This is a genomic window from Actinomycetospora lutea, assembly GCF_028737205.1.
Taxonomy (GTDB): Bacteria; Actinomycetota; Actinomycetes; order Mycobacteriales; family Pseudonocardiaceae; genus Actinomycetospora; species Actinomycetospora lutea.
Map to the genome: position 1 here is coordinate 139,129 of NZ_JAQZAL010000007.1, position 18,170 is coordinate 157,298.

Here is an 18,170-nt window from a genome sequence, read left to right on the forward strand (position 1 = left end):
CCCGGGGGAGCGGGGCGTGATCGGGGACGTGTCCGGTCAGGACGCGGACGACGCGGCCGACGGGGTGACGGTGCGGGCGAGACCCGACCAGGCGAGGTCCGCGAGCTGGCCCGCGAGGGCCTCCCGCTCGAGGTCGGGGCGCACGGCGAGCCACTGGTCGCCCGCGGCGCGGACCATGCCGACGAGGGCGTGACCCCAGGTCTGGGCCGGCGCGGGATCGCGGTTCTGGCGGCGCAGCTCGGTGGAGATGATCTCCGCGATGTGGTCGCCGATGACCGTGCAGAGATCGCTGACGGGGTCCTCGCCCTCGGGGCGGTCGAGCTTCGGCGGTCGCATGACGTAGCGGTAGACCTCGGGGTCGGCCTCGATGAGCCCGAGGTAGGCGTCGATGCCCGACACCAGCGTCTGGCGGGGGTCCTCGGCGGCGTCGCGCATCGCGCTCTGCAGCTGGCCGACGAGCACGGCCGCCACCCAGTCGCACACCGCGAGGTAGAGGTCGTTCTTGTCGGCGAAGTGCCGGTACACGACGGTCTTGCTGGTGCGGGCCTGCGCGGCGACCTGGCTCATGCCCACCTCGGCGCCGTGCGCGCGGATGGCCACGATCGTCGCCGCGGTGAGCTCCTGGCGCCGGGCGCGGCGGTGCTCGTCCCAGCGGCTCGACCGGCGGTCGCGCCGCGGACGGGCGCCGTCGCGCTCACCCTCACGCCCGGGCTCGGGGTGATGTGCGGAACGACGGCTCACGTTACCGACGGTACCTGATACTTTCGGGTAACTACGGCCGGACGGTGCCCGTCACGCCGCCGTGACCGCCGCGCGGAACCGCGCATCCCTGCAACGACCGGGAGGAATCGTGCCCTCCGCATCATCTGCCCTGCCTCGCCGGGCGGCCATCGTCGGCGCCAACCGCATCCCCTTCGCCCGCTCCAACGGCGCCTACGCGCGGGCCTCCAACCAGGACATGCTCACCGCCGCGCTGGACGGGCTCGTCGCCCGGTTCGGGCTGGCCGGCGAGCGTCTCGGGGAGGTCGCGTCGGGCGCCGTGCTCAAGCACAGCCGCGACTTCAACCTCACCCGCGAGGCCGTGCTCGGCAGCCGCCTGTCGGCCGCGACGCCGACCTACGACCTGCAGCAGGCGTGCGGCACCAGCCTGCAGACGACGCTGCAGGTCGCCAACAAGATCGCCCTCGGGCAGATCGAGAGCGGCGTCGCCTCGGGCGTCGACACCACCAGCGACGCGCCGATCGAGGTCAACGACGACCTGCGCCGGGTGCTGCTCGCCGCCAACCGCGCCACGTCCACCGCGGGCGTCCTCAAGGCCCTCGGCGGACTGCGGCCCGGCCAGGTCGTCCCCGAGATCCCGGCCAACCGCGAGCCGCGCACCGGCATGGCCATGGGCGAGCACGCCGCGCAGACCGCCGCCGCCTGGGGCATCAGCCGCACCGCGCAGGACGAGATCACCGTCGCGAGCCACCGCAACCTCGCCGCCGCCTACGAGCGCGGGTTCTTCGACGACCTGCTGACCCCCTTCCTGGGCGTCACCCGCGACGACAACCTGCGTGCCGACTCGACCCTCGAGGGTCTGGCGAAGCTCAGGCCGGTGTTCAAGCCGGCCGGCTACTCCGACACCGAGGCCACGATGACCGCGGCCAACTCCACGCCGCTCACCGACGGCGCCGCGACCGTCCTGCTCGCCAGCGACGAGTGGGCCGCCGAGCGCCACCTGCCGGTGCTCGCGCACTTCGTCGACGCCGAGACCGCCGCGGTCGACTACGTGCACGGCGACGAGGGCCTGCTGATGGCCCCGACCTACGCGGTGCCGCGCCTGCTCGAGCGCAACGGGCTCACGCTGCAGGACTTCGACTTCTACGAGTTCCACGAGGCCTTCGCCTCGACGATCCTCGCCACGTTCGCCGCGTGGGAGGACCCGATCTTCTGCAAGGAGCGCCTGGGGCTCGACGAGCCGCTGGGCTCGTTCGACAGGTCCAAGCTCAACGTCGCGGGGTCGTCGCTGGCCACGGGCCACCCGTTCGCCGCCACCGGCGCCCGCATCGTCCCGACGCTGGCGAAGCTGCTGCACGAGAAGTCGGCCCAGGAAGGATCGGACACGGTCCGGGGCCTGATCTCGATCTGCGCGGCCGGTGGCCAGGGCGTCGTCGCCATCCTGGAGGTCTGATCCCGTGAGCAACGACTGGTACTCCGACTTCGTCAACTCCGGGTTCGGCAAGTCGATCGCCGGCACCGTCGGACTGCCGCCGGTGCCGCGCCTGCGCCGCTACGAGCCCGGCCAGCCGCTGCTGTCGGGCGCCGCGCTGCTCGGGACGGCCACCGCGGACGGGCGCGTCGCGAAGGTCGTGCGCTCGCTGCTGACCGACCTGGGCGTCGAGGTGCACGACGACCCGCAGGCCCCGGTCGGCGGCGGCAGCTCGACGTCCGGGGTCGCCGCCGGGATCGTCGACGCCACCGGGCTCTCCTCGCCCGCGGACCTCGCGGAGATCCAGGGCTTCCTCACCCCGGTGATGCGCCGCATCGGGCCGTCGGGGCGCGTCCTGGTGATCGGCGACGTGCCCGGCGAGGCCACCGCGCCGGCCGTGCGCGCCGCCCGCCGCGCCCTCGAGGGGCTCGTGCGCTCGGCGGCCAAGGAGGCCCGCCACGGCGCGACCGTCAACCTCCTCCACGTCGCCGACGGCGCCGAGAACGACGTCGAGTCGACGCTGCGGTTCTTCCTGTCCTCGCGCTCGGCGTTCGTGCACGGGCAGCGCCTCGAGGTCGGCACGGTGCCGGGCTTCGCGGGCTCGACCCAGGGTGTCGACTGGGACAAGCCGCTCGCCGGGCGCACCGCCGTCGTCACCGGCGCCGCCCGCGGCATCGGCGCGACGGTCGCGACGACCCTGCGCCGCGACGGCGCGACGGTGATCTGCGTCGACATCCCGGCCGCCGGGGACGCGCTGGCCCGCACGGCCAACGACGTCGGCGGGAGCGCGCTGCAGCTCGACATCACCGCCGACCACGCGCCCTCCACGCTGCTCGATCACGCCCAGCGCCACGGCGGGCTCGACATCGTCGTGCACAACGCCGGGATCACCCGCGACAAGCTGCTCGCCAACCAGGACCGCGACCGCTGGAACTCGGTCATCGACGTCAACCTCAACGCCCAGCTCGCGATCAACGACGCGCTGCTGACGTCCGACGTCTTCCACCGCGGCGGGCGCATCGTCACCGTCTCGTCGATGGCGGGGATCGCCGGCAACCGCGGCCAGACCGCCTACGGCGCCTCGAAGGCCGGCGTCATCGGGATGGTCGACGCCACCGCCCCGCTGCTCGTCGACAAGGACGCGACGATCAACGCCGTCGCGCCGGGCTTCATCGAGACCGCGATGACCGCCGCCATGCCCGTGGGCACCCGCGAGGCCGGGCGGCGCCTGTCCTCGATGGCCCAGGGCGGGCTGCCGGTCGACGTCGCCGAGACGATCGCCTGGTTCGCGCAGGGCGCCTCGTACGCCGTCAACGGGCAGGTGCTGCGCGTCGACGGCCAGAACTACCTGGGGGCGTGATGACGCCGAGCGACACGGAGCGAAGCGGAGCTGGAGCATGACCGCGAGCGACACGGAGCGAAGCGGAGCTGGAGCATGACCCCGACCGAGACCCTCGACGCGGCGCCCACCCTGGGCGTCCTCTACGGGCGCGCGCTGCTCACCGCGCGGTCGGGCGGCACGACGCTGCCCGACCGCCGCCTCGAGCTCGCCGGGGTGCGGATCGACGCCGACGCGGTCGCCGACTACGACCACGTCTGCGGGTTCTCCGTGGGCGGCGTCGTGCCGCCGACCTACCCGCACATGCTGGCGTTCCCCCTGCAGATGCGGCTGATGACCGACCGCGAGTTCCCCCTGCCCGCGCCGGGCATGGTGCACCTGCGCAACGTCATCACCCAGGCCCGCCCGCCGGAGGTCGGCGAGCCCCTGCGCGTCGCCGTGCACGCCGACCGGCTGGCCGCGCACCCGAAGGGCGCCCAGGTCGACCTCGTCACCGCGGTGACCGACGCGGACGGCGCGGAGATCTGGGGCTCGCGCAGCACCTACTTCGTGCGCGGCGCCCCCGCCCCGGCCGGCGCCGACGACGTGCCCGCGGCGCCCCGCGAGCCCGACCCGCGGGTCGGGCGGCTCCCGCACGCGATTTGGAAGGTGCCCGGCGACATCGGCCGGCGCTACGCCGCGGTGTCCGGCGACGTGAACCCCATCCACGTCAACGGGCTCGCGGCCAGGGCGTTCGGGATGCCGGGCATGATCGCGCACGGGATGTGGACCAAGGCGAGCGCGCTCGCCGCGCTGGCCGGCCGGCACGGCCCGGCGTTCACCGTCGACGTCGTGTTCAAGGCGCCGGTGCGCGCGCCGTCGACGGTCTACTTCCACACCGCGGCGGTCGACGGCGGCTGGGACGCGGAGCTCGTGAGCCCGAAGGGCCGCGACCACCTGCTCCTGACCCTGCGCGAGGCCTGAGCTCGCCTGCCTTCCCGCAACGAACGTGCTGTTCGCTGCAACCACCGGGGGCGCGCTACAGCGCGATCGTCTCGCCGCGGCGGACGACGTCGACGCGGTCGGCCCAGCCGCGCCGTTCCACCTCGCCGAGGAACGCCGAGAGCGGCGAGCGGAAGACGCCGTAGTCGTCGTAGTGGATCGGCGTCGCGCGCCGCGGGGCGATCGTCTCGAGGACGTCGGCGCCCATCTCGCCGTCCATGGTGACGACGAGCCCGCCCGGCAGGGTCGTGCCGCCGAGGTGCAGGACGGCGCGGTCGACCTCGCCGACGTGCTCGCGGATCTGCGCGATGCCCTCGACGGGCAGGGTGTCCCCGGACAGGTAGATCCGGCGCAGCTCCGCGCCCGACGGGTCGGCGAACTCGAGCAGGCTGCCCATCACCGGCGGCAGCAGGCGGGACACCGGGCGCGGCGCGTGCCGGCCCGGCAGCGCGGTGACCCGCAGCGTCGCGCCGTCGGGCCGCACGAGCGTGTGCGACTCCCAGGTCGCCAACCCCAGCGCCCGCCGGAAGCGCTGCCGCGACTGCAGGGTCCGCGCGGCCTCCGGCGTCGTGATCACGGGGACCGACCTGTCGAGTCCCCGGCGCGCCACCCGGTCCCAGTGGTCGCCGTGCAGGTGCGAGAGCACGACGGCGTCGAGCGCCGGCAGCTGGTCCGGTGAGAGCGCGGGCTCGGTGAGCCGCTTCGACACGAGCCCCTTGCCGAGGTACGCGCGCTGGCCGCGGTGCAGGAAGTTCGGGTCGGTGAGGACCGTGAACCCCCCGCACCGCAGCACCGTCGTCGCCGTCCCGACGAAGAACAGGCTCGGTTCGCTCACGGCGCCAGGACGACCTTGATGCACTCGTCCTGCTTCTTCTGGAAGATCTCGTAGCCGTGGGCCGCGGACTCGAGCGGCAGGCGGTGGGTCTCCAGGTCGTGCACGCCGAGCGGGTCGTCGTCGGTGAGCAGCGGCAGGATCTCCGGGGTCCAGCGCTTCACGTGGGCCTGGCCCATCTGCAGCGAGATGCCCTTGTCGAAGATCTTCAGCATGTTGATCGGGTCGGCGGTGCCGCCGTACACGCCAGAGAGCGACACGACGCCCGCGCGGCGCACGGCGTCGACGGCCCCGACGAGCGCGGCGGTCCGGTCGACGCCGGCCACCTGCAGGAGCGGCGCGGAGATCGCGTCCGGGAGCTTGTTGACCACCTTCTGCGCGAGCTCCGGGATCGCCGAGCCGCCGTGGGCCTCCATGCCGACGGCGTCGATCGCCGAGTCGGTGCCGCGGCCGTCGGTGAGGTCGCGGATGGCGGTGCCGACGTCGTCGACCGTGCCCGAGTCGACCACCTCGATGCCGTGGCGGCGCGCCATGGCGTTGCGCTCGGGGACGCTGTCGACAGCGATGACCCGAGCGCCGCGGTGGCGGGCGATCCGCGTGGCCATCTGCCCGATCGGACCGAGGCCGAAGACCGCGACGCTGCCGCCCTCGGGGATCCGGGCGTACTCCACGGCCTGCCACGCGGTGGGCAGGACGTCGGAGAGGAAGAGGAAGCGCTCGTCGGCCGGGCCGTCGGGCACCTTGATCGGGCCGAACTGCGCCTGCGGCACCCGCAGGTACTCCGCCTGCCCGCCCGGGACCTGGCCGTAGAGCTTGGTGAAGCCGAACAGCGAGGCACCCATGCCCTGGTCACGGTTCTGGGTGGTCTCGCAGGCCGCGAACCACTGGCGCTCGCACATCCAGCAGTGCCCGCAGGAGATGTTGAAGGGGACGACGACGCGGTCGCCGACCTGCAGGTCGCCGGTCTGCGAGCCGACCTCCTCGACGATGCCCATCGGCTCGTGGCCCAGGATGTCGCCCTTGTCGAGGAACGGACCGAGCACCTCGTAGAGGTGCAGGTCGGAGCCGCAGATCGCCGTGCTCGTGACCTTGATGATGGCGTCGGTCGGCGCCTGGATCGTCGGGTCCGGGACGGTCTCGACGCGGACGTCGCCCTGCCCCTGCCAGGTGAGTGCTCGCATGGATTCGGCTGCCCGACGCGGGCGAAGCGCGAAACGAACCGTCGGATCGGTCACGCCCCGGAGCTGGGCGTGTTCGGTTCGTGTTCACTCCCCTCACGCCTTCCCGACGCCCGACCGTCCTAGCGTCGCCGCGACCACCACGCTTCCGGACACACGGGAGACTCCGTGCGCCTGCTGCCGCTCGCCGTCCGCCGCCCCCACGGACGCCCGGCCGTCTCGTGCCGCTACCGGTGCGCCGACGCCTGCTCGCGCGAGGCACCGAACCCCACCGACCACACGCCGTTCCGCGAGATCGCGGCCGCCGCCCTGAGCCGGCGGCGCGTGCTGCAGGCGGGCCTGGTCGCCGGCCTCACCGGGACGCTGGCCGCGGCGTGCGGGACCGCGGGCTCCGGGGCCGGCACCGCCCCGGCGCCCGGTGCGAGCGCCCCGATGCCCTCGCCGTTCGGCTTCACCGCGGTCGCGCCCAACACCGACGACGCCGTCCGCATCCCGGAGGGCTTCGCGCAGCAGGTCGTCATCCGCTGGGGCGACCCCGTGCTGCCCGGCGCGCCCGCGTTCGACCCGGCCGCGCAGACCGCCGCCGCCCAGGCCCAGCAATTCGGGTTCAACAACGACTTCCTCGCGCTGCTCGACGTGCCCGGCCGCCCGGGACGCGCGCTGCTCGTCGCGAACCACGAGTACACGACCGAGCCGTTCATGATCCCGGGGTACGACCCGGACGCGCCGACCCCCGAGCAGGTCGCGATCGGCATGGCGGCGCACGGGATGTCGGTCGTCACGGTGCAGCGCGACGCGGCGTCGGGCCGGCTCACGCCGGTGATGGACGCGGTCAACCGGCGGATCACCGCGAGCACCCCGATGACGCTGACCGGTCCCGTCGCCGGCGACGCGCTCGTGCGCACGAGCGCCGACCCCGCGGGTCGCACGGTGCTCGGCACCCTGAACAACTGCGCGGGCGGGGTCACGCCGTGGCGCACCGTGCTCACCGGCGAGGAGAACATCGACCAGTACTTCGCCCACGGGGCGACGGTGAACGACCCTGCGCTCGCCCGCTACGGCATGGACGGCGGCGCCACCGAGCGGTGGTGGGAGGGCGTCGACGCCCGCTTCGATCTGACCCGCGAGCCGAACGAGGCCAACCGTTTCGGCTGAGTCGTCGAGGTCGACCCCTTCGATCCGGCGTCCACCCCGCGCAAGCACACCGCGCTCGGCCGGTTCAAGCACGAGGGCGCGAACGTGCGGGTCGGCCCCACCGGCACCGTCGCGGTGTACATGGGCGACGACGAGCGGTTCGAGTACCTCTACAAGTTCGTCTCCTCGCGCACGCACCGCGCGGGCGACAGCCCGGCCGACCGCGGGTCGAACGCGCGCCTGCTCGACGAGGGCACCCTGTTCGTCGCCCGTTTCTCCCCCGACGCCCCCGGCGGCGGGCCCGACGGCAGCGGCGAGTGGCTGCCGCTCGTGGAGTCGCTGGCCGACGGCACCGGGCGCTCGTTCGTCGCGGGCATGACCCCCGCGCAGGTGCTCGTGCACACCCGGATGGCCGCCGACACGGTCGGCGCGACCCCGATGGACCGCCCCGAGGACGTCCAGCCGCACCCGACCACGGGCCGCGTCTACGCCGCGCTGACCAACAACGACGAGCGCGGCACGCCCGGCAAGCCGGGGCCCGACGGGGTCAACCCGCGCGGGGGGAACACGGACGGCCAGGTCCTCGAGCTGGTCGAGGGCGGCGACGACCCCGGTGCGCGCACCTTCGCGTGGTCGCTGCTGCTCGTGTGCGGTGACCCGGCGGCCGCCGACACCTACTTCGGCGGGTTCCCCTCCGACCAGGTCTCGCCGATCTCGTGCCCCGACAACGTCGCGTTCGACGCCGTCGGGAACCTGTGGATCGCGACCGACGGCAATGCGCTGGGCTCCAACGACGGCCTGTTCGCGGTGCCGCTGGAGGGCCCGCAGCGCGGTCGCGTCCAGCAGTTCCTCACTGTGCCGCGCGGGGCGGAGACGTGCGGGCCGGTGGTCGAGGAGCGGCTGGCGCTGGTGGCGGTGCAGCACCCCGGCGAGTCGGACGACGCCGGCCTCGCGAACCCGATCTCGCACTGGCCCGACGGCGGGACGAGCATCGCCCGCCCCGCCGTGGTGTCGGTGTGGCGCGCCGACGGCGGACCGCTGGTCGCGCCGGCCCCTACAGCGTGACGATCATCTTTCCGGTGTTCTCGCCGCGCAGCATGCCGCGGAAGGCCTCGACGGCGTTGTCGATGCCCTCCGCGGTCGTCTCCCGGAACGCGACCCTGCCCGCCGCCACCCACGGCGTGACCTCCTCGAGGAACGGGCGCATCCGGTCGATCGAATCGGTGACGATGAAGCCCTGGATCGCCAGGCGCTTCTTGACGATCTGGAAGAGGTTCGACGGGCCGGGCGTGGGCTCGTCGGCCGTGTCGTTGTAGTGCGCGATCGCCCCGCAGGCGGCGACGCGGGCGAAGTCGTTGGCGCACGCGATGGCAGCCTCGAGGTGGTCGGCGCCGACGTTGTCGAAGTAGACGTCGACGCCGTCGGGCATGGCCGCGCGCAGCTGGTCGACGACCGGCCCGTCCTTGTAGTTGAACGCCGCGTCGTAGCCGAGCTCGCCGGTGAGCCACGCGACCTTCTCGGCGCTGCCGGCGCTGCCCACGACGCGGGAGGCGCCCTTGAGCTTCGCGAGCTGCCCGACGAGGCTGCCGACCGCGCCGGCCGCCCCCGACACGAACACGGCGTCGCCCTCGCGGAACGCGGCCTTGTCGAGCAGCCCGACCCAGGCGGTCAGGCCGGGCACGCCGAGCACGCCGAGGTAGGCGGTCGGGTCCACACCCTCGGGTGCGGCGACCTTCTGCACCTGCTTCGCGGGCACGACGCCGTGCGTGCGCCAGGCCAGGTTGCTGGTGACGACGTCGCCGACGGCCACCTCCTCGCTGTTGCTGGCGATCACCTCGCCGACCGCGCGGCCGTCCATCGGCTCGCCCAGCGCGAACGGCGGCACGTAGCTCGGGACGTCGTTCATGCGCCCGCGCATGTAGGGGTCGACCGAGAAGGCCTGGTTGGCGACGAGCACCTCGCCGTCGGCGGGCTCGCCGAGGTCGCGATCGACCAGGGCGAAGTCGTCGGGATCGGGCATCCCGTGCGGACGGCGGACGAGGTGGACCTCGCGGGCGGTGACCGTTGCGGTGCTCATGTCCCCCGCGTGCCCGCGGGGGCGCGTGGCCATGCCGTGATGCGGGTAGCCCCGGACGTGAGCGCGGTCGACTCATGGCCTGCATCACGACTTGAGTCATAGCCGCTCAGGAATGAACGATCCCCGCGCATTGCTGAGCAGATCAGTGCCGGCGCACCAGCCGGCTCGAACTCTTGCTAGACCCACTGAGGAGCTTCATGACCAGCGCCTTCGGGCCCGGTGGTCCCGGGTCCGGCCCGTTCGACGACTTCCTCGCCAGCTTCCTGGGCGGAGCGTCCCCGCGAGGTGTCCAGCGCATCGACATCACCCAGCTCATGACCGAGCCGGCGCGCCAGCTCGTCGGTGCCGCGGCCCAGCAGGCCGCCGAGCGCGGCAACACCGATCTCGACGCGTGGCACCTGCTGCTCGTCGTCACGCAGGTGCCGCCGCTGCGCCAGCTCCTGGCCGGCGCGGGCGCCGACGTCGACGCGCTGCAGCGGACCGCCGACGAGCAGCTGCCCCGCGGCGAGGCCGTCGGCGACCAGGCCCCGTCGTTGACCCCGACGGCCAAGCGCACCCTGCTCGACGCGCACCAGATCTCCCGAGCCCTCGGCTCGAGCTACATCGGCCCCGAGCACATAGTGCTCGCGCTGGCCGCGAACAACGACAGCCCCGTCGGGCGCACCCTCGGCCAGCAGGGCGTCACCCCGCAGTCGCTGCAGCGCTCCGCCGCGTCCGGCGGCCAGCGCCCGAGCGGCGGGGCGCCCGGTGGCGGCGACAACGCCGACTCGGACACCCCGACCGTCGACCAGTTCGGCGTCGACCTCACGGCCAAGGCCCGCAACGGCGAGCTCGACCCGGTCGTGGGGCGCGAGGACGAGGTCGACCAGACCATCGAGGTCCTCTCGCGGCGCACCAAGAACAACCCCGTGCTCATCGGCGAGGCGGGTGTCGGCAAGACCGCGGTCGTCGAGGGCATCGCCCAGCGCATCGTGTCCGGCGACGTCCCCGAGCAGCTCGAGGGCAAGCGGATCGTCCAGCTCGACCTGTCGGGCATGGTCGCGGGCACGCGCTACCGCGGTGACTTCGAGGAGCGGATGACCAAGCTGGTCAGCGAGGTCCGGGAGCACTCGGACGAGCTGATCGTCTTCATCGACGAGCTGCACACCATGGTCGGTGCCGGCGGGTCGTCCGAGGGCGGCATGGACGCCGGCAACATCCTCAAGCCGGCCCTGGCCCGCGGCGAGCTGCACATCGTCGGCGCGACCACGCTCGACGAGTACCGGCAGTCGATCGAGAAGGACGCCGCGCTGGAGCGCCGCTTCCAGTCGGTCCTCGTGCCCGAGCCCTCCGTCGAGGACACGGTCGCGATCCTGCACGGGCTGCGCGACCGGTACGAGGCGCACCACCAGGTGCGGTTCACCGACGAGGCGCTGACGGCGGCCGCCGAGCTGTCGGAGCGCTACGTCACCGACCGGTTCCTGCCCGACAAGGCCATCGACCTCGTCGACCAGGCCGGCGCGCGCAAGCGGCTGCAGGCCAAGGGCCCGCACACCGACTCGCGCGAGCTCGAGCGCAAGCTCGAGTCGCTGACCCGCGACAAGGACCAGGCCGTCGCCGACGAGGACTACGAACGCGCCGGCGCGCTGCGCGACGAGATCGTGCAGACGCAGTCGCAGCTCGAGCAGGCCCGCACCGACCGCCGGTCGGACCACCCGGCCGTGCTCGAGGTGACCGTCTCCGACATCGCCGAGATCGTCGCGCGCTCGACCGGCATCCCGGTCAGCCAGCTCACCGAGACCGAGCGGGACCGCCTGCTCAAGCTCGAGGAGCAGCTGCACGAGCGGGTCGTCGGCCAGGACGACGCGGTCACCGCGATCGCGGAGGCCGTGCGCCGCTCGCGGGCCGGTCTGGACGACCCGGACCGGCCGATCGGCAGCTTCCTGTTCCTCGGCCCGACCGGTGTCGGCAAGACCGAGCTGGCCAAGGCGCTCGCGGCGACGATGTTCGGCGACGAGGACCGCATGGTCCGCGTGGACATGAGCGAGTACTCCGAGCGGCACACCGTCTCGCGGCTCATCGGGTCGCCCCCCGGCTACGTCGGGTACGGCGAGGCCGGTCAGCTCACCGAGGAGATCCGCCGCCGGCCGTACTCGGTGGTCCTGCTCGACGAGATGGAGAAGGCCCACCCCGACGTCTTCAACACGCTGCTCCAGGTGCTGGACGACGGGCGGCTGACCGACTCGCAGGGCCGCACGGTCGACTTCCGGAACACGGTGCTGATCATGACCAGCAACGTGGGCTCGGAGCTGATCACCACGAACACGCAGGCGCTCGGCTTCGCGCCGTCGACCGTCGACCCGTCGCAGTCCCTGCAGGAGCGGCTGATGCCGCGGCTGCGGGAGTCGTTCCGGCCCGAGTTCCTCAACCGGATCGACGAGGTGATCGTCTTCAAGCGGCTCGACGAGGAGCAGCTGCGGCGGATCACCGACCTGATCCTCGACGAGACGCGCGAGCGCCTCGACAGCCAGGACATCGGGTTCGCGATCACCGAGGCGGCCGTCGACCGCCTGGCCGAGCTGGGCTTCCAGCCCGAGTTCGGGGCCCGGCCGCTGCGCCGGACCATCCAGCGCCAGGTCGGCAACCGGCTGTCGTCGATGCTGCTCGGCGACGAGCTGCGCGGCGGCCAGACGGTCACCGTCGACGTGGCGGACGGCGAGCTGACGTTCGGGGTCGCCGAGACACCGACCGAGGCGGCGGCGGTCGCGGTCGGCTGACCTGCTGGTCTTGGCTCGCCTGGGCTGAGCGAAGGGCACCGTCGATCGAGTAGGTCGATCGGAGGTGCCCTTTGCTCGTCCCGGGGTGCCTGTCGCGGCGAGAGCCGTTCGAGAAGGAGGACCACCCGTGAGCGCGTCCGTGGGCGACCGCATCCGCATGCACTCCAACACCACCGACGTCCCCGACCGCACCGGGACCGTCGTCGGCGTGCTCGGCGACGACGGGCCGCCCTACCGCGTCCGGTTCGACTCCGGCGAGGAGACGATCGTGACGCCCGGCCCCGACGCGACGTTCGAGGCGGGATCGGTGGGCGACAAGATCGGGCTCGCCGCCGAGCAGGCGGGCGACAGGGCCGCCGAGGTCGCGGGCGAGGTCGCCGGCGCGGCGAAGGAACAGGCCGAGGGCGCGGCGGGCGCCGCGGCGCGTGTCGTGTCCGGGCTCGCCGACGACGTGGCCAAGCGCTTCGAGCGCTGAGTACCCCCGCACGACCACGACCGGCGGCCGGCCCCTGAGGGGTCGGCCGCCGGTCGTGGTTTTCGGCGTGTCGCGCCGGCGAGGATGTGGCGATCCTGGCGTCTGACGCCAGCGATGCCGCATCGCTCGTACTCCCGAGCGTCAGTTGCTGCTGCTCGAGGTCCCCGACTGCGAGCCCGAGCTGCTCGACGTTCCCGACCCCGAGCCGCTGGGGGAGGTGCCGCTGCCCGACCCGGACCCCGACCCCGACCCCGACCCCGACCCCGACCCCGACCCGGAGGTCGATCCCGCGGTCGACTCGGACGGGGTGTGCGTTCCCGCGCCGCTCTCGGTGCCGGTGCCGGTCCCGGTCTCCGCGGGGACCTCGGCGTCCGCGGGCGTCTGCGGGTCCGCGTCGGCGGGGGTGTCGGAGTCCGGGAGCGTGCCCGGCGCCGGCTGGGCCGGGTCGGCGGGCTGGTGCGGGTCGTCCGTGACCGGGTGGTGCGGGTCGACGGTCGTCCCACCCGGCAGCGTCACCGGTGAGCGGGTGGTGGAGCCGTTCGGGTCGGCGACGGTGCCGTCGGTGCGGGTGATCGACCCGTCGTGGTTGACGGTCTCGCCGGGCTTGGCGTCGTAGCGGGAGGCGAAGTTGCCGTCCTTATTCCACACGTCGACGTGCCCGCCGGTGATCACCGTGGCGGTGCCGTCGTAGTTCCAGACGACGCGGGCACCGGGGTTGGCGGGGGTCAGCGTGCCGTCGGCGTTGATGGTGAAGCCGGGGACCGCGACGGGCCCACCCTCCGGGGTGGTGACGGTGCCGGCCGGGACGACGATCGCGGCGCGTGGCGTCCCGTTGGCGTTGAGCACCGTGCCGTCGGCGAGGGTGATCGAACCGTCCGGGCCGCGACGGGCGCCGTGGGGCAGCGGGAACGCGGGCACCCGCACCACGCCGTCCGGTCCCACGACCCGCCCGTCGGAGAGCAGGATCGAGCCGTCGTAGGTGAAGCGGCCCGTCAGCGGGTGCCCGGGCGCGGTGGGCCCACCGGGCGTCGTGTGGCCTCCGGGGGCCGTGGGGCCACCCGGCGCCGGGCCGCTCGACGACCCCCCGGCGCCGCCGCCGCTCGCGGGGACGCCCGCCGACCCGCCGGCACCCGCGCCGTCGGCCCCGGGCGCGCCCGCCGGACCCGCGGCGCCCTCGGCACCCTCGGCACCCTCGGCGCCCTCGGCACCCTGCGCGTCGGGCGCGTCGTCACCGGTCGGCTCGCTCGACGCGGCGGGCGCGAACGCGCCGGCGATGGTCCCGTCGGGGCTGGTCGCCATGGCCACCAGCGCGCCGAGCCCGAGCCCCGTGCTCACGGCCACCACCGACGCGACGACCATCGTCGCCACCCGGCGGCCCCGGCCCCCGGGCGGCGGAGCCCCCGGGATCGGGGCGGGCCCTGGCCCGTGGCCCTGGTCGCCCGCCGCCGGGCGGAGGGGACGGGTCTGGTCGGTGCTGGCGCGCATCGTGGGCTCCTCGGGCGGATCCTGGCGGCCACCGCCGCCGTGCTCCCCCGAGCCTCCGACCTCGCCGGGCCCGCGACGATCGCGTACTCCCTACGATCCGTGGGGGCTGTCCCTACCCCGCGGAGTCGATCACCCGTCCGCCACTGTCGTCGCGCACCCCACGATCACATACAGTCACGTCCCGGAGATCGAACGACCACGGAGGGGACGACGACGTGACCGAGCCCTGGGGACAGCCAGCACCGCCCGGCCCGCCACCTCCGCCCGGACCGCCGGTCGAGCAGCACGTCCACCACCATCACCACGAGGATGAGGACGGCTTCCTCGAGGAGCTGTTCGACCGCGACGACCACCGCGGCGGCCACCGCCCCCGGCCCGGCGGCGGCGACGTCCTGCGCCGGCGGGTCCGGACCCGCTACGGGCGCACCATCGACGTCGGCGACCTGCTCGCGTGGCTCGACTTCCGCGTCACCGAGCTCCACGCGGCCGTGCTGGAGGGCGAGCGTCACCCGTCGCGCGTCCCCGGCTCGCCGGTGCGGATGTCGGGTCTCGACGCGCTGCTCAACACCGACGCGACGGCGTTCCGCACACTGACCGAGCTCGGCGCGCGGATGGACCGGATCGAGGAGAAGCTCGACCGGCTGCTGGCCCGGGAGTAGCCCTCACTCATCGAGGGCGCGGCGGCCGTCGCCCTCGAGCTCGAGCGGCTTGCGGTTGACCGACACGCCGCCCATGAGCGCGAGCCCGGTGACGCGCACACGTGCACCGTCGGGGGACGCCGGGGAACCGGAGCCGTCCTCGAACGCGCCCATGAACCCGAACCCGTCCTCGATCACCGTGGTGCCGGGGTCGACGGTCACGTCGATGCCACCCATGATCGCGACGGCCTGGATGGTGACCTCGACGCCCGCGGGGATGCCGCGCAGGTCGATGGTCACGCCACCCATGATCGCGATCGCCCCGATCGTCAGGCCGGCCTCGTCGAGGCGGGCGTCGCGGAAGTACAGCTCCGCGCCGCCCCAGAACGCGATGACGCGGTGGGTGTGGCCGGGGGTCCAGTCGCCGCGCTTGGTCACCCCGGACAGCACGGCCACCGAGGTCGTCGACGACGGCCGGTCGAGACGCCCGACCGGGCGGCGCACCGGGGCGGCGGGCGAGGACGACGCCGGCTGCAGGTCGGCGGTGACGGGCTCGAGGTCGCGGCGGTACACGGCGGCGTAGACGTCGCGCAGGCGCTCGTCGCCCTCGACGATCGTGAGCCGCCCGTCGGAGACGGCCTGGCGCACGACCTCGGCGACCTGCTCGCGCTCCGCGTCGGAGGCCCGCATCGGTGGCGGGGCGGGCACGGCCGGGTCGCGCGCGGGCTCACCCTCCGGGTCGGGCTGACTCATGGCCGGGAGGATAGGCCGACCTCCGGACGGGCGGGAGCGGTCGGCAGGTCGACCGTGAAGCGGGTCTCCCCCGCCCGGCTGGCGATCCGCAGCGCGCCGCCGTGCTCGGCGACGACCGCCGAGACGATCGAGAGCCCGAGCCCGGTGCTGCCGGTGGTGCGGGCCCGTCCGGTGTCGCCGCGGGCGAAGCGCTCGGCGACGTGCGGCAGCAGGTCGGGCGGGATGCCGGGCCCGTCGTCGACGACGTCGAGCCGCACCACACCGTCGCCGTCGACCGCGTGCAGCCCGACCGTGACGAGTGTGCCCGGAGGCGTGTGGGTGCGGGCGTTGGCGAGCAGGTTGGCGACGACCTGGTGCAGCCGCTCCGGGTCACCGACGACCTCGACGGGCTGCTCGTCGCGCAGGTCCAGCGACCACCGGTGCTCCGGCGCGGCGACGTGGGCGTCGGTGACGGCGTCGACGACGAGCCGGGTCAGGTCGACGGGCTCGCGGGCCAGCGGCCGCCCGGCGTCGAGGCGCGCGAGCAGCAGCAGGTCCTCCACCAGCGCGGTCATCCGCTGGGTCTGCGAGCCCATGCGCTCGAGCAGGCCGGCGACCTCGGGCGGCAGCTCGTCGGCGCGCCGCGTCGCCAGCTCGGTGTAGCCGCGGATCGCCGCGAGGGGGGTGCGCAGCTCGTGGCTGGCGTCGGCGACGAAGCGCCGCAGCCGGGTCTCGCTGTCCTGGCGGGCGGCGAGCGCGGCGCCGACGTGGCCGAGCATGCGGTTGAGCGCGGCCCCGACCTGGCCGACCTCCGTGCGCGGGTCGGCGTCGGCGTCGGGCACCCGCTCGGCGAGCTCGACCTCGCCGGAGGACAGCGGCAGCTCCGAGACGCGCCGGGCCGTGGCCGACACGCGGTGCAGCGGGCGCAGCGTCAGCCGCGTGGTGAACGCGGCCGCGGCCCCGGCGAGGACGACGCCGATCCCGAAGATCACCGCCTCGCGGACGACGAGCTCGCCGACGGTGTTCTCGAGGGCGTCGGTCGACAGGCCCACGACGGTCACCGTGCCGTCGTCACCTCGCGCCGCGGCGAAGCGGAAGCTGCCCAGCTCCTCGAGGTCGACGGTGTGCGGGGGCTGGCCGGGCGTGGTCGCGATCGCGGGGGCGACCTGCTCGGGCGCCACCGGGCGGCTCGTGCCGGGCCGGCCGAGCAGGACCGCGCGCACGATCCGGCCGTCGTCGACGGTGACCTCGAGCGTGTTGGCCGGGCGGTCGGGCCCGCCGCCGACGAAGCCGCCGCCGGCGTCGGGCGGCGGCGGGCGTCGGTCCGGGTCGCCCGGCAGCGGGTCGCTGCGGAAGCGGGCGATCTCGCTGACCTGGTCGTCGAGCTGGCGGTAGAGGTAGCCGCGCAGCGACAGCGCCGCGCCCACCCCGACGACGAGGAAGACCGCGGTCAGCAGCAGGACCGTCGACACCACGAGCCGGCTCTGCAGCGACCGCACCCGGCTCATCCCGCCGCCGGCTTGAGCACGTAGCCGGCGCCGCGGACGGTGTGGATCATCGGCGCACGGCCCGCGTCGATCTTCTTGCGCAGGTAGGAGATGTACAGCTCGACGATGTTGGACTGGCCGCCGAAGTCGTAGTTCCAGACCCGGTCGAGGATCTGGGCCTTCGACAGCACGCGGCGCGGGTTGCGCATGAGGAAGCGCAGCAGCTCGAACTCGGTGGCCGTGAGCTCGATCAGCGCGCCGTCGCGGCTGACCTCATGGCTGTCCTCGTCGAGGGTCAGGTCGCCGACGGCCAGCGTCGCGTCTCCGCGCACGGCCGTCGCCACCGCCGCGCGCCGCAGCAGGCCGCGCAGCCGGGCGACGACCTCCTCGAGGCTGAACGGCTTGGTCACGTAGTCGTCGCCGCCCGCGGTGATGCCGGCGACCCGGTCCTCGACGGCGTCGCGCGCGGTGAGGAAGAGGACCGGGACGTCGGGGCTGTCCGCGCGCAGGCGGCGCAGCACCTCGAAGCCGTCGATGTCGGGCAGCATCACGTCGAGCACGACCACGTCGGGGCGGAACTCGCGGCCCTGCCGCACCGCACCCAGCCCGTCGCCCGCGCTGCGCACGTCCCAGCCCTCGTAGCGCAGGGCCATGGACAGCAGCTCGGCCAGCGTCGGCTCGTCGTCGACGACGAGCGCGCGGACCGGGGGGCCGTCGGGTCGGCGCAGGTCGGCGCGGGTCGCGGCGTTCATGGGCGTCAGCCTCGCAGGCCTCCGTCGGCCCCCGCTGGGTGCTTCCTGTGCGCCCGCTGTGCGAGAGCCGCTCACGCAGCGGATCCGGTCCGGTCACGGAAGGGCCGAACGGA

Annotated in this window: 14 protein-coding genes and 1 pseudogene; 7 read left to right on the plus strand and 8 right to left on the minus strand. The window is 74.2% G+C overall.

The features are described from left to right. Positions 1-36 precede the first annotated feature (36 nt). Entirely contained in the window at positions 37-741 is a 705-nt protein-coding gene (locus PHK61_RS10130) for a TetR/AcrR family transcriptional regulator (protein ID WP_274280838.1), read from the minus strand. A gap of 109 nt (positions 742-850) precedes the next feature. Here PHK61_RS10130 and PHK61_RS10135 point away from each other — a divergent pair, with 109 nt between their 5' ends. From PHK61_RS10135 to PHK61_RS10145, 3 genes are all read left to right on the plus strand, one after another. Then, positions 851-2,173 (plus strand): acetyl-CoA C-acetyltransferase, encoded by a 1,323-nt coding sequence (locus tag PHK61_RS10135; RefSeq protein WP_274280839.1) that lies wholly within the window; start codon positions 851-853, stop codon positions 2,171-2,173. A gap of 4 nt (positions 2,174-2,177) precedes the next feature. Then, positions 2,178-3,551, plus strand: coding sequence for a 3-oxoacyl-ACP reductase (locus PHK61_RS10140; RefSeq protein WP_274280840.1), 1,374 nt, complete (start codon positions 2,178-2,180; stop codon positions 3,549-3,551). 75 nt (positions 3,552-3,626) lie between these two features. Continuing rightward, complete coding sequence (locus PHK61_RS10145) at positions 3,627-4,493, plus strand: MaoC/PaaZ C-terminal domain-containing protein (protein WP_274280841.1); 867 nt, start codon at positions 3,627-3,629, stop codon at positions 4,491-4,493. 55 nt (positions 4,494-4,548) lie between these two features. Here the strand turns inward: PHK61_RS10145 and PHK61_RS10150 are convergent, their stop codons facing one another. Together PHK61_RS10150 and PHK61_RS10155 are read right to left on the minus strand one after the other, a co-directional pair. Then, positions 4,549-5,346: an MBL fold metallo-hydrolase gene (locus PHK61_RS10150; RefSeq protein ID WP_274280842.1), complete on the minus strand. Its 798-nt coding sequence runs from the start codon at positions 5,344-5,346 to the stop codon at positions 4,549-4,551. Beyond that, positions 5,343-6,524: a zinc-dependent alcohol dehydrogenase gene (locus tag PHK61_RS10155; protein WP_274280843.1), complete on the minus strand. Its 1,182-nt coding sequence runs from the start codon at positions 6,522-6,524 to the stop codon at positions 5,343-5,345. The genes PHK61_RS10150 and PHK61_RS10155 overlap by 4 nt, the downstream gene beginning before the upstream one ends. Before the next feature lie 165 nt (positions 6,525-6,689). Here PHK61_RS10155 and PHK61_RS10160 point away from each other — a divergent pair. Beyond that, positions 6,690-8,720 (plus strand): annotated as a pseudogene (locus PHK61_RS10160) (PhoX family protein). Here PHK61_RS10160 and PHK61_RS10165 read toward each other — a convergent pair. Then, complete coding sequence (locus PHK61_RS10165; RefSeq protein WP_274280844.1) at positions 8,710-9,732, minus strand: NADP-dependent oxidoreductase; 1,023 nt, start codon at positions 9,730-9,732, stop codon at positions 8,710-8,712. The pseudogene PHK61_RS10160 and the gene PHK61_RS10165 overlap by 11 nt on opposite strands. A 197-nt stretch (positions 9,733-9,929) precedes the next feature. On the opposite strand from PHK61_RS10165, the gene PHK61_RS10170 reads away from it, so the two are divergent. Continuing rightward, complete coding sequence (locus PHK61_RS10170) at positions 9,930-12,488, plus strand: ATP-dependent Clp protease ATP-binding subunit (protein ID WP_274280845.1); 2,559 nt, start codon at positions 9,930-9,932, stop codon at positions 12,486-12,488. A gap of 127 nt (positions 12,489-12,615) precedes the next feature. Beyond that, positions 12,616-12,963: a DUF1918 domain-containing protein gene (locus PHK61_RS10175; RefSeq protein ID WP_274280846.1), complete on the plus strand. Its 348-nt coding sequence runs from the start codon at positions 12,616-12,618 to the stop codon at positions 12,961-12,963. Positions 12,964-13,104: 141 nt separating this feature from the next. On the opposite strand, the gene PHK61_RS10180 is transcribed toward PHK61_RS10175, so the two are convergent. Further along, a complete protein-coding gene (locus PHK61_RS10180; protein ID WP_274280847.1) occupies positions 13,105-14,448 on the minus strand; it encodes a hypothetical protein in 1,344 nt (447 codons plus the stop codon). A gap of 215 nt (positions 14,449-14,663) precedes the next feature. On the opposite strand from PHK61_RS10180, the gene PHK61_RS10185 reads away from it, so the two are divergent. Then, positions 14,664-15,107 carry a hypothetical protein gene (locus PHK61_RS10185; protein WP_274280848.1) on the plus strand — a complete coding sequence of 148 codons (444 nt, stop codon included), beginning with the start codon at positions 14,664-14,666 and terminating at the stop codon, positions 15,105-15,107. A 3-nt stretch (positions 15,108-15,110) separates the two neighbouring features. On the opposite strand, the gene PHK61_RS10190 is transcribed toward PHK61_RS10185, so the two are convergent. Genes PHK61_RS10190 through PHK61_RS10200 form a run of 3 tightly spaced genes read right to left on the minus strand, consistent with a single transcriptional unit; the run spans position 15,111 to position 18,057 of the window. After that, complete coding sequence (locus tag PHK61_RS10190) at positions 15,111-15,839, minus strand: DUF1707 SHOCT-like domain-containing protein (RefSeq protein WP_274280849.1); 729 nt, start codon at positions 15,837-15,839, stop codon at positions 15,111-15,113. Continuing rightward, complete coding sequence (locus tag PHK61_RS10195) at positions 15,836-17,326, minus strand: sensor histidine kinase (protein WP_274280850.1); 1,491 nt, start codon at positions 17,324-17,326, stop codon at positions 15,836-15,838. Before PHK61_RS10195 ends, PHK61_RS10190 begins: the two co-directional genes overlap by 4 nt. Next, on the minus strand, positions 17,323-18,057 hold the full coding sequence (locus tag PHK61_RS10200; RefSeq protein WP_274280851.1) for a response regulator transcription factor: 735 nt from the start codon (positions 18,055-18,057) through the stop codon (positions 17,323-17,325). The genes PHK61_RS10195 and PHK61_RS10200 overlap by 4 nt, the downstream gene beginning before the upstream one ends. Between the last annotated feature and the right edge of the window lie 113 nt (positions 18,058-18,170).

Coding starts and splice junctions, on each gene's coding strand:
- PHK61_RS10145 (WP_274280841.1), top strand. CDS start 3,627: ATGACCCCGACCGAGACCCTCGACGCGGCGCCCACCCTGGGCGTCCTC.
- PHK61_RS10155 (WP_274280843.1), bottom strand. CDS start 6,524: ATGCGAGCACTCACCTGGCAGGGGCAGGGCGACGTCCGCGTCGAGACC.
- PHK61_RS10165 (WP_274280844.1), bottom strand. CDS start 9,732: ATGAGCACCGCAACGGTCACCGCCCGCGAGGTCCACCTCGTCCGCCGT.
- PHK61_RS10170 (WP_274280845.1), top strand. CDS start 9,930: ATGACCAGCGCCTTCGGGCCCGGTGGTCCCGGGTCCGGCCCGTTCGAC.
- PHK61_RS10180 (WP_274280847.1), bottom strand. CDS start 14,448: ATGCGCGCCAGCACCGACCAGACCCGTCCCCTCCGCCCGGCGGCGGGC.
- PHK61_RS10190 (WP_274280849.1), bottom strand. CDS start 15,839: ATGAGTCAGCCCGACCCGGAGGGTGAGCCCGCGCGCGACCCGGCCGTG.
- PHK61_RS10195 (WP_274280850.1), bottom strand. CDS start 17,326: ATGAGCCGGGTGCGGTCGCTGCAGAGCCGGCTCGTGGTGTCGACGGTC.
- PHK61_RS10200 (WP_274280851.1), bottom strand. CDS start 18,057: ATGAACGCCGCGACCCGCGCCGACCTGCGCCGACCCGACGGCCCCCCG.